Origin of the sequence: Achromobacter sp. B7 (assembly GCF_003600685.1) — a bacterium.
Lineage (GTDB): Bacteria > Pseudomonadota > Gammaproteobacteria > Burkholderiales > Burkholderiaceae_B > Achromobacter > Achromobacter spanius_B.
Genome location: NZ_CP032084.1, coordinates 1958342 through 1975569, shown reverse-complemented (window position 1 = coordinate 1975569; position 17228 = coordinate 1958342). Strand labels below are relative to the sequence as shown.

Annotated in this window: 5 protein-coding genes; all 5 read left to right on the top strand. The window is 62.8% G+C overall.

Features of this window, described 5'->3' with window-relative positions:
* Positions 1 to 20: 20 nt before the first annotated feature.
* The 5 genes from DVB37_RS08850 (at position 21) to DVB37_RS08830 (ending at position 17153) form a co-directional block, all read left to right on the top strand.
* Positions 21 to 233, top strand: coding sequence for a hypothetical protein (locus DVB37_RS08850; RefSeq protein ID WP_006218695.1), 213 nt, complete (start codon positions 21 to 23; stop codon positions 231 to 233).
* On the top strand, positions 217 to 2382 hold the full coding sequence (locus DVB37_RS08845; RefSeq protein ID WP_162941179.1) for a type I secretion system permease/ATPase: 2166 nt from the start codon (positions 217 to 219) through the stop codon (positions 2380 to 2382). Before DVB37_RS08850 ends, DVB37_RS08845 begins: the two co-directional genes overlap by 17 nt.
* A 7-nt stretch (positions 2383 to 2389) precedes the next feature.
* Complete coding sequence (locus DVB37_RS08840) at positions 2390 to 3811, top strand: HlyD family type I secretion periplasmic adaptor subunit (protein ID WP_104145421.1); 1422 nt, start codon at positions 2390 to 2392, stop codon at positions 3809 to 3811.
* A gap of 19 nt (positions 3812 to 3830) precedes the next feature.
* Positions 3831 to 4487: a response regulator transcription factor gene (locus DVB37_RS08835; RefSeq protein WP_046807560.1), complete on the top strand. Its 657-nt coding sequence runs from the start codon at positions 3831 to 3833 to the stop codon at positions 4485 to 4487.
* An 84-nt stretch (positions 4488 to 4571) separates the two neighbouring features.
* Positions 4572 to 17153: a VCBS domain-containing protein gene (locus DVB37_RS08830; RefSeq protein ID WP_120154668.1), complete on the top strand. Its 12582-nt coding sequence runs from the start codon at positions 4572 to 4574 to the stop codon at positions 17151 to 17153.
* Positions 17154 to 17228: the final 75 nt, after the last annotated feature.

Genomic DNA, 17228 nt, shown 5'->3' with positions numbered 1-17228 from the left:
GGCGGGCGCAAGGAGGCCATATGACGCCCCAGGGCAACGAATTTTCGCAGTTGGACGCGGACTTTGTCCGCGTTCTTGAAGACCTGATCGACGCCTTGATCGCCAATGGCACCTTGCGCATGACAGACCTGCCTATCCAGGCACAGCAAAAGCTCTCCCAGCGCAAGCAGCAACGCGCGCGCCTCTCGGAACACCTAGACCTCTTGGATGACGAAGATGGACAAGTTATCTGAAAAGGCGGCGCGTGATTGGCGCGCCGACGCCCGAGCGGCGCATGACGACCCCTTGCTGGACTGCCTGGTTGAAATTACGCGCCTGCATGGCGTGACCGCCACGGCGCAGGCGCTGTCCGCCGGCCTGCCCCTGGAAGAACACCGCCTGACCCCTGCCCTGCTGCCGCGCGCCGCGGCGCGGGCCCAACTTTCCGCGCGCGTGGTCAAGCGCACGCTGGACAGCATTTCCCCCGACCTTCTGCCCGCCATCTTGCTGTTGCAAGGCGAACGCGCCTGCCTGCTGCTGAAAAAAGAAGACGGCAAATATGTGGTCAGCCATCCCGAGCTTGGCGGCAGTTCCGTCGAGATGACGCCCGAAGCCCTGGCCGCGCAATACACCGGCCTGGTCTGCTTCGTGCGTCCGCAATTCCGGTTCGACGCCCGCGCGCCCGAAGTGGCCAAAGTGCGCGAACGCCATTGGTTCTGGGCGGCCATCATGGAAAACCGGCGCCTGTACCGCGATGCGCTGGTCGCCGCGCTGCTGATCAATATCTTCGCCATGGCCATGCCCTTGTTCACCATGAACGTGTATGACCGCGTGGTGCCCAACAACGCCGTCGAAACGCTGTGGGTGCTGGCTATCGGCATCACGCTGGTGGTGATTTTCAACATGGTGCTGTCGACCGCCCGCTCTCATGTGGTGGACAGTGCAAGCAAGCGCGTCGACGTGCGCCTGTCCGCGCAGATCATGGAGCGCGTGCTGGACCTGCGGCTGGAAGGCCGCCCCGTGTCCGTCGGATCGTTCGCGGCCAACCTGCGGTCGTTCGAATCCATCCGCGACTTCATCGCGTCGGCCACCATCACCACGCTGGTCGACCTGCCCTTCATCCTGCTGTTCCTGGCCGCGCTGGCCTGGATATCGCCGTGGATGATCCTGCCGCCGCTGGTTGCCATCGTGCTGATTTTGCTGGTGTCGCTAGCCGCACAGGCACGCATGGAAGCGCTGACGATGGCCAGCTTCCAGGCCAGTTCGCAGCGCAACGCGACACTGGTCGAAGCGCTGACCGGCCTGGAGGCCGTCAAGACGCTGAACGCGCAAGGCTCGGTGCAACGCAACTGGGAACGCGCCACGGAATTCATCGCGCAGACAGGCGGCAAGCTCAAGCTGATTTCGTCGTCCACCGTCGGCTTTGTGCAAGCGATCCAGCAACTGGTGTCGATCGCCGTGGTGATCATCGGCGTGTACCAGGCCCAGGAATCGGCCATGTCCATGGGCGGCATCATCGCCGCGTCCATGATCGCCAGCCGCTGCCTGGCGCCGCTGGGCCAGGTTGCCGGGCTGTTGATGCAATACCAGAACGCCCGCACCTCGCTGGGTTCCATCGACAACTATATGAAGCTGCCGATTGAACGCCCGGCCGAAGCCGAATTCCTGCACCGCCCCGTGTTTCATGGCGGCCTGGAATTTCGCGACGTCACCTTCGCCTACCCCGGCAGCACGCAGCCGGTACTGAAGAAGGTGTCTTTCAAGCTCAAGCCCGGTGAAAAGGTCGGCATCATCGGCCGCATCGGCTCGGGCAAGACCACGCTGGAGAAGCTGGCGCTGGCGCTGTATCAGCCCACCGAAGGCGCTGTGCTGCTGGACGGGGTGGACGTGCGCCAGATCGACCCGGCCGACGTGCGCCGCGCCATCGGCCATGTGCCGCAAGACCCCACGCTGTTCTACGGCAGCCTGAAACACAACCTGGCCATGGGCGCGCCCTACGCCGACGACGCCAGCATCCTGGCCGCCGCCAACCTGGCCGGCGTGACGGACTTTGCCAACCTGCACCCCAACGGCTTCGACATGGTGATCGGCGAACGCGGCGAATCGCTGTCGGGCGGCCAACGCCAGTCCGTCGCCGTCGCCCGCGCGCTGATCAACGACCCGCCGATCCTGCTGCTGGATGAACCCAGCAGCAACATGGACCACCAGAGCGAAGCGCAGTTACGCAAGCGGCTGGGCGAGGCCAGCGCCACCAAGACGATCCTGCTGGTCACGCACCGCACCGCGCTGCTGGACCTGGTGGACCGCCTGATCGTGATCGATAACGGTCACATCGTTGCGGACGGCCCCAAGGAGCAAGTTGTCGAAGCACTGCGTCAAGGACGCGTTGGACGCGGGAGTTAAGGGCGCCATGCTGAAAAATCCTGGAGAGACCCGGCACGGCCTGCTGGGCACCCTGTGGCGCAAATTGCGCAACGTCTTCGTATTCTTCTTTGACCGGTTGCTGGACGGCACCGAAAAAGGCAAGCGGGAAAAGCGCTCGGACTATGTCGGCAATGCCGAATGGGTGATCCAGGAGTCGCAGGCCCGCAGCTCGCGCGTGCTGCTGTGGGTGGCGCTGCTGGCGACCTTCCTGCTGATCGTCTGGGCGGCCACCGGCAGCATCGACGAAGTGGTTCGCGGCGAAGGCAAGGTTGTGCCGTCGCGCCAAGTGCAGATCATCCAAAGCCTGGACGGCGGCATCGTCGAGGAAATCCTGGTCCGCCCGGGCCAGGAAGTCCAGGCCGGCCAGACCCTGCTGAAAATTGATTCCACGCGCTTTGCCTCTTCCCTGGGCGAGAACAACGCGGAATACCTGTCGCTGCTGGCCAAGTCCGCACGCTTGCAGGCCTTGGCCACCGGCGAACCTTTCGTGGCGCCGGAAGAAGTGCTGAAGCAGGCGCCCGGCCTGGCTGAAATGGAACGCAACGCCTGGCAAGCGCGCAACACCGAGCTGAACGCCACCATCAACGTGGCGCGCGAACAGCTCAAGCAACGCCAGGAAGACCTGCGCGAAACCATCGCCAAGCGCGATCAAGCCTCGGCCAGTTGCGCACTGACCTCGCGGGAATTGCAGGTGACCCGGCCGTTGCTCAAGAGCGGCGCCGTGTCCGAAGTGGACCTGCTGCGCCTGCAACGCGACGTGGCGCGGTATTGCGGCGAGCAAAAAGGCGCCGAGGCGCAGATTGACCGGTTCCAGGCGTCGATCAAGGAAGCGCAAAGCAAGCTGGAAGAGTCCGAGCTCAATATTCGCAACCAGGCCCGCAGCGAACTGTCCGAGACCAACACCAAGCTGTCGACCCTGCGCCAGGGCAAGCTGGCCCTGGCCGACCGCGTGAAGCTGGCCGAAGTGCGTGCGCCGCTGGCCGGCACCATCAAGACGCTGTTCAACAACACCGTCGGCGGCGTGGTGCAGCCGGGCAAGGACATTATCGAGATCGTGCCCAAGGACGACACGCTGCTGCTGGAAGTGCGCATCCAGCCGCGCGACATCGGTTTCCTGCATGCCGACCAGAAGGCGGAAGTGAAGTTCACCGCTTACGACTTCTCCATCTACGGCGGCCTGGAAGGCAAGGTCGAACAGATCGGCGCCGACACGGTCACCGACGAAAAAGGCAATTCCTATTACGTGGTGCGGGTCCGCACGGACCGCAGCACCGTGGGCGACAAACTATTGCCCATCATCCCCGGGATGGTGGCCGAGGTTCATATCCTGACGGGTAAACGCACCGTGTTGCAGTACCTGCTCAAACCGATTCTGCGTGCCAAGGCAAACGCCTTCACCGAACGTTAAAGGAGAGCTGCAAGGCTTTATGAAACCCGTTCCCGTCTTGTTGATTACGCACGACGACCTGCTCTGGCAACACTGGCGCGCGTTGGATTCCACGCGCTGGCTGGCTGCCCGCGGGCGCGGCCTGGCCGACCTGCAACGCTGGCGAGAGCAAGGCCGCACGCTGGCCGTGCTGGATACCGACGTGCCGCGCTTGCCATCGTGGCAGGATCCCAGCTGGGGCCCTGCCCTGGCCGGCCTGCATCTGGTGGTCGCCAGCCCCAGCCCCAATGACGAGCAAGGCACGCAAGCGCTGGGCGCGGGCGCCCATGGCTATTGCCACAGCTACGCGCCCGCCGCCGCGCTGTCGCAAGCGCTGGAAGTGGTCTTGTCCGGTGGGATATGGATGGGCCGCTCTTTGGTGGCGCGTTTGCTAAAGCTGGTCACCGAGCGCGCCCAGGATTCGCATTCCTGGGACAACGGCCTGCTGACCGAGCGCGAGATCACCGTGGCGCGCTACGCCGCCAGCGGTCAGGCCAACGCGCAGATCGCCGAGGCCCTGGGCATCACCGAACGCACGGTCAAGGCGCATCTTTCCGCCGTCTTTGAAAAGCTGGGCGTGTCCGATCGCCTTCAACTTGCCCTGCTGGTGCACGGCATTTCGGCGCCGGCCGACACACGCAGCAAAATTACTTCCTGAAACTGTCCTTAAGGACAATATCGCGCCCGCCCGGCGCTCTTTAGTATCTGGCCATCTTGGATAACTCCCTGAAACGGAACCCACATGGCCAACACTACTCCCGCAGTCGTCAATGAAATCTCCGGTCGCGCGTGGATACGCAACAGCGACGGCTCGCTGACCGAACTGCATCAAGGCAGCAAAGTCCCCGCCGGCAGCGACATCGTTACGGCCTCGGGCGCCACGGTTTCCCTTCAGGTTGAAAACGGCATGCCGATCGTGATCGGCGAAAGCCGTGAAGTCGCCGTCAACGGCGACATCACGGGCCCCTTGGCCGACCCCAGCGAAGCCGCGCTGACGCCGCCCACCGGCACGGATTCCGACCGCCTGCTGGCCGCGTTGCAGGCCGGCCGCGACCCGTTTGACGAACTGGACCCCACCGCCGCCATCGTGGCCGGCGGCGGCGATGCCGGCGGCAGCAGCTTCGTGCGTCTGGCCCGCATCCTGGAAACCACCACGCCGCTGGACCTGGCCTACGCCAACCCCGGCCGCGGTGACGACACCCTGCCCCGCGCCGGCGCCGCCGGCGCCACGGGCGACAACAACGGCGATGCCGCTGTCCCGGCAGCGACCAACAGCGCCCCGTCCGCACTGAACGATGCCAGCACGGGCGACCAGAACGCGGTCCAGCGCGGCAACCTGCTCAGCAATGACAGCGATCCCGACGGCGATCCCCTGGCCATCGTGTCGGTCAGCGGCCGGCCCATGACCGCGGGCGGCGTCACCGTCAACGGCTCCAACGGCGGCACCTTTACCGTTCTGCCCGACGGCAGCTACGTCTTCACGCCCGGCACGGGCTTTCAGAACCTGCCCGCCGGCCAGACCGCCACCAGCACGATTTCGTACACGGTCACCGATCCCAGCGGCGCAACGTCCACCGCCACCGTCGAAGTGACGATTGTCGGCGTGAACGACCCGGCCCAGATCACCCCGGCCAACGCCGGCGACGATGCCGGCACGGTCAAGGAAGACACCACCTTCACCGCGAACGGCAAGCTGAACGTCACCGACGTGGACGACGGCGAAGCGCGCTTTGTCGTGCAATCCGGCCAGGCCGGCCAGCACGGCACGTTCTCGATCGACGCCAGCGGCGCGTGGGTCTACAACCTGAACAACAACGACACCCGCGTGCAAGCGCTGGCCGTTGGCGAGACCCTGACCGAGACCTTCACGGTCACCACGGCTGACGGCACGACCGGCACGGTCACCGTCACCATCCAGGGCACCAACGACGTCCCCACGATCAGCGGCCAAGCCGCCGGCGCGGTCACCGAAGACACGGCGCTGGTCGCCACCGGCAAGCTGAACGTGGCCGACGTCGACACGTCCGACACGCACACGTGGTCCGTCAACGACAATGGCGCCGGCCAATACGGCGCGCTGACGATTGCGGCCGACGGCACGTGGACCTACAACCTGGCTAACGCCAACCCCGCCGTCCAGGCACTGATCGCCGGCCAGACCTTGACCGAGACGTTCACCGTCACGGTCAACGACGGCAACGGCGGCGTGACGACGCAAGTGGTCACCGTCACGATCAACGGCACGGACGACGGCGCGATCATTACCCCGGGGGCACCGGGTGCTGACGCGGGCCAGGTCGTCGAAGACGAGAAGCTGTCGGTCGGCGGCAAGTTGGAAGTCACCGACCCGGACGCGGGTCAAGCGGTGTTCCAGGTTCAGACGAACGCCACCACCACGCACGGCACGTTCTCGATCGATGCCAACGGCAACTGGACGTACAACCTGAATAACGGGGATCCGGCCGTCCAAGGCCTGGGCGCTGGCAAGACGCTGTCGGAAACCATTACGGTTACGACGGCTGACGGCACGACGGGCCAGGTGGTGGTCACGATCGTCGGGACCAATGATGTTCCGGTGTTGACGGGCAAGGCCGACGGTGCGGTCACGGAAGACGGCAGCCTTGTCGTCTCCGGCAAGCTGGATGTCGCGGACGTTGATACGACCGATACGCATAGCTGGTCCGTTAACAACGATGGCAAGGGCACGTACGGCTCCTTCTCCGTTGATGGCAACGGCAACTGGACCTACAACCTGGACAACGCCAACAAGGATGTTCAAGGTCTGAAGACCGGCCAATCGATCACCGAGACCTTCACCGTCACCGTTGATGACGGCAATGGCGGTGTGGTCACCAAGGATGTGACCGTCACGATCAACGGTACCGATGACGGCGCGATCATCACGCCTTCTACCCCTGACAGCGACAAGGGCGAAGTCGTCGAAGACAAGACGCTCTCCGTGGGTGGCAAGCTCGACGTCACCGACCCGGACGCCGGCCAAGCCGTGTTCCAAGTTCAGACGAACGCGCCTGGCCAACACGGCACGTTCTCCGTCGACGCCAACGGCGCATGGACCTACAACCTGACCAACAATGACCCGGCTGTCCAAGGCTTGGGTGCTGGCAAGACGCTGACCGAAACGTTTACCGTCACCACCGCTGACGGCACGACGGGTCAAGTCGTCGTCACCATCGTCGGTACCAACGACATCCCGGTCCTGACCGGCAAGGCCGACGGCACCGTCACGGAAGACGGCAGCCTGGTCGCCACCGGCAAGCTGGATGTGGCCGACGTCGACACGACCGACACCCACACCTGGACCGTCAACAACGAAGGCAAGGGCACGTATGGCTCCTTCTCCGTTGATGGCAACGGCAACTGGACGTACAACCTGGACAACGCCAACAAGGATGTCCAAGGTCTGAAGACCGGTCAGTCGATTACCGAGACGTTTACGGTTACGGTCGATGACGGCAACGGCGGCGTGGTCACTAAGGATGTGAAGGTCACGATCAACGGCACGGACGACGGCGCGATCATTACGCCCGCTACGCCTGACAGCGACAAGGGCGAAGTCGTCGAAGACAAGACGCTCTCCGTGGGTGGCAAGCTTGACGTCACGGACGCGGACGCTGGCCAAGCCGTGTTCCAGGCTCAAACCAACACGGCCGGCCAACACGGCACGTTCTCTGTCGACGCAAACGGCAACTGGACGTACAACCTGACCAACAATGACCCGGCCGTTCAAGGCTTGGGCGCTGGCAAGACCCTGACCGAAACCTTCACGGTTACGACCGCTGACGGCACGACCGGTCAAGTCGTCGTCACCATCGTCGGCACCAACGACATCCCGGTCCTGACCGGCAAGGCCGATGGCGCCGTCACGGAAGACGGTTCGCTGGTTGCCACCGGCAAGCTGGATGTGGCCGACGTCGACACGACCGATACCCACACCTGGACCGTTAACAACGAGGGCAAGGGTACGTACGGTTCGTTCTCGGTCGACTCGTCGGGCAACTGGACGTACAACCTGGACAACGCCAATAAGGACGTCCAAGGTCTGAAGTCCGGTCAGTCCATTACCGAGACGTTCACCGTCACGGTGGACGACGGCAACGGCGGCGTAGTGAGCAAGGACGTTACGGTCACGATCAATGGTACCGATGACGGCGCGATCATCACGCCTTCTACCCCTGACAGCGACAAGGGCGAAGTCGTCGAAGACAAGACGCTCTCCGTGGGTGGCAAGCTTGACGTCACGGACCCGGACGCTGGTCAAGCCGTGTTCCAAGTTCAGACGAACGCGCCCGGCCAACACGGCACGTTCTCCGTCGACGCCAACGGCAACTGGACGTACAACCTGACCAACAACGACCCGGCCGTCCAAGGCTTGGGTGCTGGCAAGACACTGACCGAAACGTTCACCGTCACCACCGCTGACGGCACGACCGGTCAAGTCGTGGTCACCATCGTCGGTACCAACGACATCCCGGTCCTGACCGGCAAGGCTGATGGTGCAGTTACCGAAGATGGCAGCCTGGTCGCCACCGGCAAGCTGGATGTGGCTGACGTCGACACGACCGATACCCACACCTGGACCGTTAACAACGAGGGCAAGGGCACGTACGGTTCGTTCTCGGTCGACTCGTCGGGCAGCTGGACGTACAACCTGGACAACGCCAACAAGGACGTCCAAGGTCTGAAGACCGGCCAATCGATCACCGAGACGTTCACCGTCACCGTCGATGACGGCAACGGCGGCGTGGTCACCAAGGACGTGACGGTCACGATCAACGGCACGGACGACGGCGCGATCATTACGCCTTCTACCCCTGACAGCGACAAGGGCGAAGTCGTCGAAGACAAGACGCTCTCCGTGGGTGGCAAGCTTGACGTCACGGACCCGGACGCTGGCCAAGCCGTGTTCCAAGTTCAAACGAACGCGCCTGGCCAACATGGCACGTTCTCCGTCGACGCAAACGGCGCATGGACGTACAACCTGACCAACAACGACCCGGCCGTCCAAGGCCTGGGCGCTGGCAAGACGCTGACCGAGACCTTCACGGTTACGACCGCTGACGGCACGACCGGTCAAGTCGTGGTCACCATCGTCGGCACCAACGACATCCCGGTCCTGACCGGCAAAGCCGATGGCGCCGTCACCGAAGACGGCACGCTGGTTGCCACCGGCAAGCTGGATGTCGCGGACGTTGATACGACCGATACCCACACCTGGTCCGTTAACAACGAGGGCAAGGGTACGTACGGTTCGTTCTCCGTTGATGGCAACGGCAACTGGACCTACAACCTGGACAACGCCAACAAGGATGTCCAAGGTTTGAAGTCCGGTCAGTCCATTACCGAGACGTTCACCGTCACCGTCGATGACGGCAATGGCGGTGTGGTCACCAAGGATGTGACGGTCACGATCAACGGTACCGATGACGGCGCGATCATTACGCCCGCTACGCCTGACAGCGACAAGGGCCAAGTCATTGAAGACGAGACGCTGTCTGTTGACGGCAAGCTCAACGTCACCGATCCGGACGCTGGTCAAGCCGTGTTCCAGGCTCAAACCAACACGGCCGGCCAACACGGCACGTTCTCCGTCGACGCCAACGGCGCATGGACCTACAACCTGACCAACAACGACCCGGCCGTCCAAGGCCTGGGCGCTGGCAAGACCCTTACCGAGACCTTCACGGTTACGACCGCTGACGGCACGACGGGTCAAGTCGTGGTCACCATCGTCGGTACCAACGACATCCCGGTTCTGACCGGCAAGGCTGATGGTGCAGTAACCGAAGACGGCACGCTGGTGGCCACCGGCAAGCTGGATGCCGCGGACGTTGATACGACCGATACCCACACCTGGTCCGTTAACAACGAGGGCAAGGGTACGTACGGTTCGTTCTCGGTCGACTCGTCGGGCAACTGGACGTACAACCTGGACAACGCCAACAAGGACGTCCAAGGTCTGAAGACGGGCCAATCCATCACCGAGACGTTCACCGTCACGGTTGATGACGGCAATGGCGGTGTGGTCACCAAGGATGTGACCGTCACGATCAACGGTACCGATGACGGCGCGATCATTACGCCCGCTACGCCTGACAGCGACAAGGGCCAAGTCATTGAAGACAAGACGCTGTCTGTTGACGGCAAGCTCAACGTTACCGACCCGGACGCTGGTCAAGCCGTGTTCCAAGTTCAGACGAACGCGCCTGGCCAACACGGCACGTTCTCCGTCGACGCCAACGGCGCATGGACGTACAACCTGACCAACAACGACCCGGCCGTCCAAGGCCTGGGTGCTGGCAAGACGCTGACCGAGACGTTCACCGTCACCACCGCTGACGGCACGACGGGTCAAGTCGTGGTCACCATCGTCGGTACCAACGACATCCCGGTGCTGACCGGCAAGGCTGATGGTGCAGTCACCGAAGATGGCACGCTGGTTGCAACCGGCAAGCTGGATGTCGCCGACGTCGACACGACCGACACCCACACCTGGTCCGTTAACAACGAGGGCAAAGGTACGTACGGTTCGTTCTCGGTCGACTCGTCGGGCAACTGGACCTACAACCTGGACAACGCCAACAAGGATGTCCAAGGTCTGAAGACCGGCCAATCGATCACCGAGACGTTTACGGTTACGGTCGATGACGGCAACGGCGGTGTGGTCACCAAGGATGTGACGGTCACGATCAACGGCACGGACGACGGCGCGATCATCACCCCGGGAGCACCGGGCGCTGACAAGGGCCAAGTCATTGAAGACGAGACGCTCTCTGTTGACGGCAAGCTCAACGTCACCGACCCGGACGCCGGCCAAGCCGTGTTCCAAGTTCAAACGAACGCGCCTGGCCAACACGGCACGTTCTCCGTCGACGCCAACGGTGCATGGACGTACAACCTGACCAACAACGACCCGGCTGTCCAAGGCCTGGGTGCTGGCAAGACGCTGACCGAAACGTTTACCGTCACCACCGCTGACGGCACGACGGGTCAAGTCGTCGTCACCATCGTCGGTACCAACGACATCCCGGTGCTGACCGGCAAGGCTGATGGTGCAGTCACCGAAGATGGCACGCTGGTTGCAACCGGCAAGCTGGATGTCGCCGACGTCGACACGACCGACACCCACACCTGGTCCGTTAACAACGAGGGCAAAGGTACGTACGGTTCGTTCTCGGTCGACTCGTCGGGCAACTGGACCTACAACCTGGACAACGCCAACAAGGATGTCCAAGGTCTGAAGACCGGCCAATCGATCACCGAGACGTTCACCGTCACCGTCGATGACGGCAACGGCGGCGTGGTTACCAAGGATGTGACCGTCACGATCAACGGTACCGATGACGGCGCGATCATTACGCCCGCTACGCCTGACAGCGACAAGGGCCAAGTCATTGAAGACAAGACGCTGTCTGTTGACGGCAAGCTCGACGTCACCGATCCGGACGCCGGCCAAGCCGTGTTCCAAGTTCAAACCAACACGGCCGGCCAACACGGCACGTTCTCCGTCGACGCCAACGGCGCATGGACGTACAACCTGACCAACAACGACCCGGCCGTTCAAGGCCTGGGCGCTGGCAAGACGCTGACCGAGACCTTCACGGTTACGACCGCTGACGGCACGACGGGTCAAGTCGTGGTCACCATCGTCGGTACCAACGACATCCCGGTTCTGACCGGCAAGGCTGATGGTGCAGTCACCGAAGATGGCACGCTGGTTGCAACCGGCAAGCTGGATGTCGCCGACGTCGACACGACCGACACCCACACCTGGTCCGTTAACAACGAGGGCAAAGGTACGTACGGTTCGTTCTCGGTCGACTCGTCGGGCAACTGGACCTACAACCTGGACAACGCCAACAAGGATGTCCAAGGTCTGAAGACCGGCCAATCGATCACCGAGACGTTCACCGTCACGGTGGACGACGGCAACGGCGGCGTAGTGAGCAAGGACGTTACGGTCACGATCAATGGTACCGATGACGGCGCGATCATCACGCCTTCTACCCCTGACAGCGACAAGGGCCAAGTCATTGAAGACGAGACGCTTTCCGTCGGCGGCAAGCTCGACGTCACCGATCCGGACGCTGGTCAAGCCGTGTTCCAGGTTCAAACGAATGCTCCTGGCCAACACGGCACGTTCTCTGTCGACGCCAACGGCGCATGGACGTACAACCTGACCAACAATGACCCGGCTGTCCAAGGCTTGGGTGCTGGCAAGACACTGACCGAGACCTTCACGGTTACGACCGCTGACGGCACGACCGGTCAAGTCGTGGTCACCATCGTCGGCACCAACGACATCCCGGTTCTGACCGGCAAGGCCGATGGCGCCGTTACCGAAGACGGCACGCTGGTTGCCACCGGCAAGCTGGATGTCGCGGACGTTGACACGACCGATACCCACACTTGGTCTGTTAACAACGAGGGCAAGGGTACGTACGGCTCCTTCTCCGTTGATGGCAACGGCAACTGGACCTACAACCTGGACAACGCCAACAAGGATGTCCAAGGTCTGAAGACCGGTCAGTCGATCACCGAAACGTTCACCGTCACCGTCGATGACGGCAACGGCGGTGTGGTCACCAAGGACGTTACGGTCACGATCAACGGCACGGACGACGGCGCGATCATTACGCCCGCTACGCCTGACAGCGACAAGGGCCAAGTCATTGAAGACAAGACGCTGTCTGTTGACGGCAAGCTCAACGTTACCGACCCGGACGCCGGCCAAGCCGTGTTCCAAGTTCAAACGAACGCGCCTGGCCAACACGGCACGTTCTCCGTCGACGCCAACGGCGCATGGACGTACAACCTGACCAACAATGACCCGGCTGTCCAAGGTTTGGGTGCTGGCAAGACGCTGACCGAAACCTTCACGGTTACGACCGCTGACGGTACGACCGGTCAAGTCGTGGTCACCATCGTCGGTACCAACGACATCCCGGTCCTGACCGGCAAGGCCGATGGCACCGTCACGGAAGACGGCACGCAGGTGGCCACCGGCAAGCTGGATGTCGCCGACGTCGACACGACCGACACCCACACCTGGTCCGTTAACAACGACGGCAAGGGCGCCTACGGCTCCTTCTCCGTTGATGGCAACGGCAATTGGACCTACAACCTGAACAACTCCAGCGCCAAGGTGCAAGCCCTGGCTGCCGGCCAGCAAGTGACGGACACCATCACCGTGACCGTTAACGACGGCCATGGTGGTACGGCGCAGCAGCAAGTGACCGTTACGATCACGGGCTCCAATGACGCCCCGACGATCTCGGGCACGGCCGTCGGCACCGTCAAGGAAGATACTGCGCCCAGCAGCATCTCTGGCCAATTGTCCAAGTCCGACGTTGACGCGACCGACACCCACACCTGGTCGGTCAACAACGCCGGCAAGGGTACGTACGGCACGTTCTCGGTTGATGCGACCGGCAAGTGGACCTACAACCTGGACAACGCCAGCGCCAAGGTGCAAGCCCTGGCTGCCGGCCAACAAGTGACCGACACCATCACCGTGACCGTTGACGACGGCCATGGCGGTACGGCGCAGCAGCAAGTGGTCGTGACGATCACTGGCACCAACGACGCCCCGACTATCGATGGCGTGGCCAACGGCGCCGTCAAGGAAGACGGCACGCAAGTGGTCACCGGCCAGCTGACCAAAGCCGACGTTGACGCTACCGACACGCACACCTGGTCGGTCGGCAACAACGGCAAGGGTACGTACGGCACGCTGACAGTGGACAACACCGGCAAGTGGACGTACACGCTGGACAACGCCAACGCCAAGGTGCAAGCCCTGGCCGAGGGCCAGCAAGTGACCGACACCGTTACCGTGACCATCGACGACGGCCATGGCGGCACCGCGCAGCAAACCATCACGATCACCGTTACCGGCACGAACGACGCCCCGACCATGGGCGGCGTCATTACCGGCGGCGTGACCGAAGATGGCACACAAGTGGTCAGCGGCCAGTTGACCAAGGCTGACATCGACACGACGGACACCCACACCTGGACGCTGAACAACGCCGGCAAGGGCACGTACGGCGCCTTTGTGGTGGATGCGAACGGCAAGTGGACCTACACGCTGGACAACGCCAGCGCCAAGGTGCAAGCCTTGGCCGACGGGCAGAAGGTGACCGACACCATCACCGTGACCGTCAACGATGGCCATGGCGGTACCGCCACGCAGTTGATCACCGTGACGGTGACGGGCACGAACGACGCCCCGACCATCGCGGGCAACGTCACGGGCGCCGTGAAGGAAGACGGCACGCTGACCGCCAATGGCCAACTGACCAAGTCGGACATCGACCTCACCGACACGCACACCTGGTCCGTCAGCAACAACGGCGCGGGCACGTATGGCACGTTCGTGGTCGATTCCAGCGGCAAGTGGACCTACACGCTGAATAACACCAGCGCGAACGTCCAGGGCCTGAAGGAAGGCCAGCAGGTCACCGACACCATCACCGTGACCGTCAACGACGGCCACGGCGGTACGGCGCAATTGCCGGTCACGGTCACCATTACCGGCACGAACGACGCCCCGGTCATCACCGGCCAGACCTCTGGCACGGTGACCGAGGACTACAGCCTGTCCACCACCGGCAAGCTGACTGTGGTGGACGCGGACGTCGGCCAAAGCGGCGTCCTGGCGCAGACCAACGTGGTCGGCAAGTACGGCACGTTCTCGATCGATGCCAACGGCAACTGGACCTACACGCTGAACAACAGCCTGGCTGTGGTGCAGAACCTGCCGGCAGGCGCCCTGCTGTCCGAGACGTTCAATGTGACGACGGGCGACGGCACGACGGTGCAACCGATCTCGGTGTCGATCGTCGGCACGAACGACGCACCGGTCGCCGCGGACAACTCGGCCAATGTGGAGATCGGCGACAGCCACGTCTTCACCCTGTCCGAATTCAACTTCAGCGACGGCGCCGAAGGCAATGCGCTGCAAAGCGTGATCATCTCGCGCTTGCCGACCGACGGCACGCTGACGTTGAACGGCAACCCCGTGGGCCTGAACACCGCTGTCTCGGCAGCGGACATTGCCGCCGGCAAGCTGATCTTCACGCCTTCGGCCAACGGCCTGGATACCTCGATCGGCTTCCAGGTGCGTGACAACGGCGGTACGGACCACGGTGGCCAGAACACGTCGGGCACGTACAACTTTGTGTTGAACACCAACAATATGGTGACGGGCGAAAACGTCGGCAGCGGCACGGGCACGACGCCGGTGCTGAACGGCGGTTCGGGTGACGACATCATCCTGGGCGACAAGGGCGGTACGGTCGTGACCGTGGAGCCGGGCAAGAACTACAACATTGCCCTGGTCGTGGATACGTCGGGCAGCATGGCGTATGGCCTGAACGGCAGCGAAAACGTCAGTTACGCCAATTCGCGGATGAAGCTCGTCATTGACGCGCTGAAGTCCTTGGCCACCCAGCTGGCGGGACACGACGGAACGGTGAACGTGACGCTGATCGGCTTTGCCGCCGGCGCTCGGCAGAACCTGACGCTGCAAAACCTGTCACAGTCGAACCTGAAGCAACTGACGGACGCCATCGGCGACCTGTCGGCTAATGGTGGCACCAACTACGAAGCCGCATTCAATACGGCGGTGTCGTGGTTCAACAGCCAGGCCACGGCGGGCAAAACCGCGGCGGCAGGCTACGAAAACGTCACGTTCTTCCTGACCGACGGCGATCCGACGTACTACTACGACCGCTACGGCAACCTCGGCGGCACGGGTAGCTCAACCAGCGCCACGACGCTGCAAGAATCCGTCAACGCCTTCGATCCCTTGTCCAAGGTAAGTACCGTGCATGGCATCGGCATTGGCAACGGCGTGAATGCAGACTATCTGCGTCTGTTCGATAACACGGGCGGCGGCGGCACTGCCTACACGACGGTCGGCGACAGCAACGACTCTTCGTTGGCTGCCTTTGGCAGCAGCAGCAACTCGGGCTTGAATAACATCAACAACTGGACAACGACCGGTACGGGTTCGCAGTCCGGATCGGTGTCCAAGACCAACGGCGTGCTCAGGCTTGTGGACTTTGCCGGCGGCAGCAGCACCACCGCGACCAACGACACGAAGATCTCCATCAGCGAATATGGAAAGTTGAGCTTCACGGTTCAGACGTCCAATTTCAGCACGGGCGACCAATTCACCTGGACGTTGCAGCGCTACGATGCCGCGTCCAAGACGTGGGTCGGCGTCGATGGCGGAACATCGAACTCTGGTTTCAGCAGCACGACGACCATCACATCCAAGATGTTGACGTCGGGCGATTACCGCTTTGTTTATGAAGTGGTGGATGGCACGAACAACAACTCGAATGCAACGGTGAACATCGACAATATCTCGTTGGCAGCCTACGCCGCCAGCCAGGTCATCGTCGCCCCCGCGGGCCAAGTCGACATCGTGCTGAAGGGTTCGGACCTGGCTGCCGCCCTGCAAGGCGGCAGCTCCAGCACCGATCCGGCCGTGGTGGGTAATGACGTCATCAACGGCGGTGCCGGCAACGACATCATCTTTGGCGACACGATCAATACCGATCATCTTGCCTGGGGCAATGTGGCCGCCGGTTCGCACGATGGCCAGGGCCTGAAGGCGCTGCAAGACTTCCTGGCTTACCAGAATGGTCATGCGGCAACCAGCGCCGAGGTCTATGACTACCTGAAGGCCAACCACGCGCAGTTCAACATTGCGGATGATCCGCGCGGCGGCAACGATACGGTGCACGGCGGCACGGGCGATGACATCATCTACGGCCAGGGCGGCGACGACTCCCTGTACGGCGATGACGGCAACGACATCCTGTACGGCGGCGCCGGCAACGACCTGCTGCATGGCGGCGCGGGCAACGACACGCTGGACGGCGGCGCTGGCAATGACACCCTGATCGGTGGCAAGGGCAACGACACGTTGTACGGCGGCCTGGGCAGCGACACGTTCAAGTGGGAGTTGAACGACCAGGGCTCGGTTGGCGCCCCGGCCGTCGACACCATCAAGGACTTCTCGGCGGACACCCTGGCCAATGGCGGCGACGTCCTGGACCTGAAGGACCTGCTGATCGGTGAGAAGGACGGCACGCTGACCCAGTTCCTGAACATCCATAAGGAAGGCAACAACACGGTCATCGACATCAACACCAAGGGCCAGATCGCCCAAGGCGTCGACCAGAAGATCGTGCTGGAAAACGTGGACCTGACGGGCAACGGCACCATGAGCAACCAGGCCATCATCAATGACCTGCTGCAGAAGGGTAAGCTGAACGTCGACCACAGCTAAGCCGTAGTCGCGTAAGCACCGGGGGGACGACGGGCAACCGCCATCCCCCCGATATTTTTTTCAGGCGAGCCTTAT

Coding starts and splice junctions, on each gene's coding strand:
- DVB37_RS08850 (WP_006218695.1), top strand. CDS start 21: ATGACGCCCCAGGGCAACGAATTTTCGCAGTTGGACGCGGACTTTGTC.
- DVB37_RS08845 (WP_162941179.1), top strand. CDS start 217: ATGGACAAGTTATCTGAAAAGGCGGCGCGTGATTGGCGCGCCGACGCC.
- DVB37_RS08840 (WP_104145421.1), top strand. CDS start 2,390: ATGCTGAAAAATCCTGGAGAGACCCGGCACGGCCTGCTGGGCACCCTG.
- DVB37_RS08835 (WP_046807560.1), top strand. CDS start 3,831: ATGAAACCCGTTCCCGTCTTGTTGATTACGCACGACGACCTGCTCTGG.
- DVB37_RS08830 (WP_120154668.1), top strand. CDS start 4,572: ATGGCCAACACTACTCCCGCAGTCGTCAATGAAATCTCCGGTCGCGCG.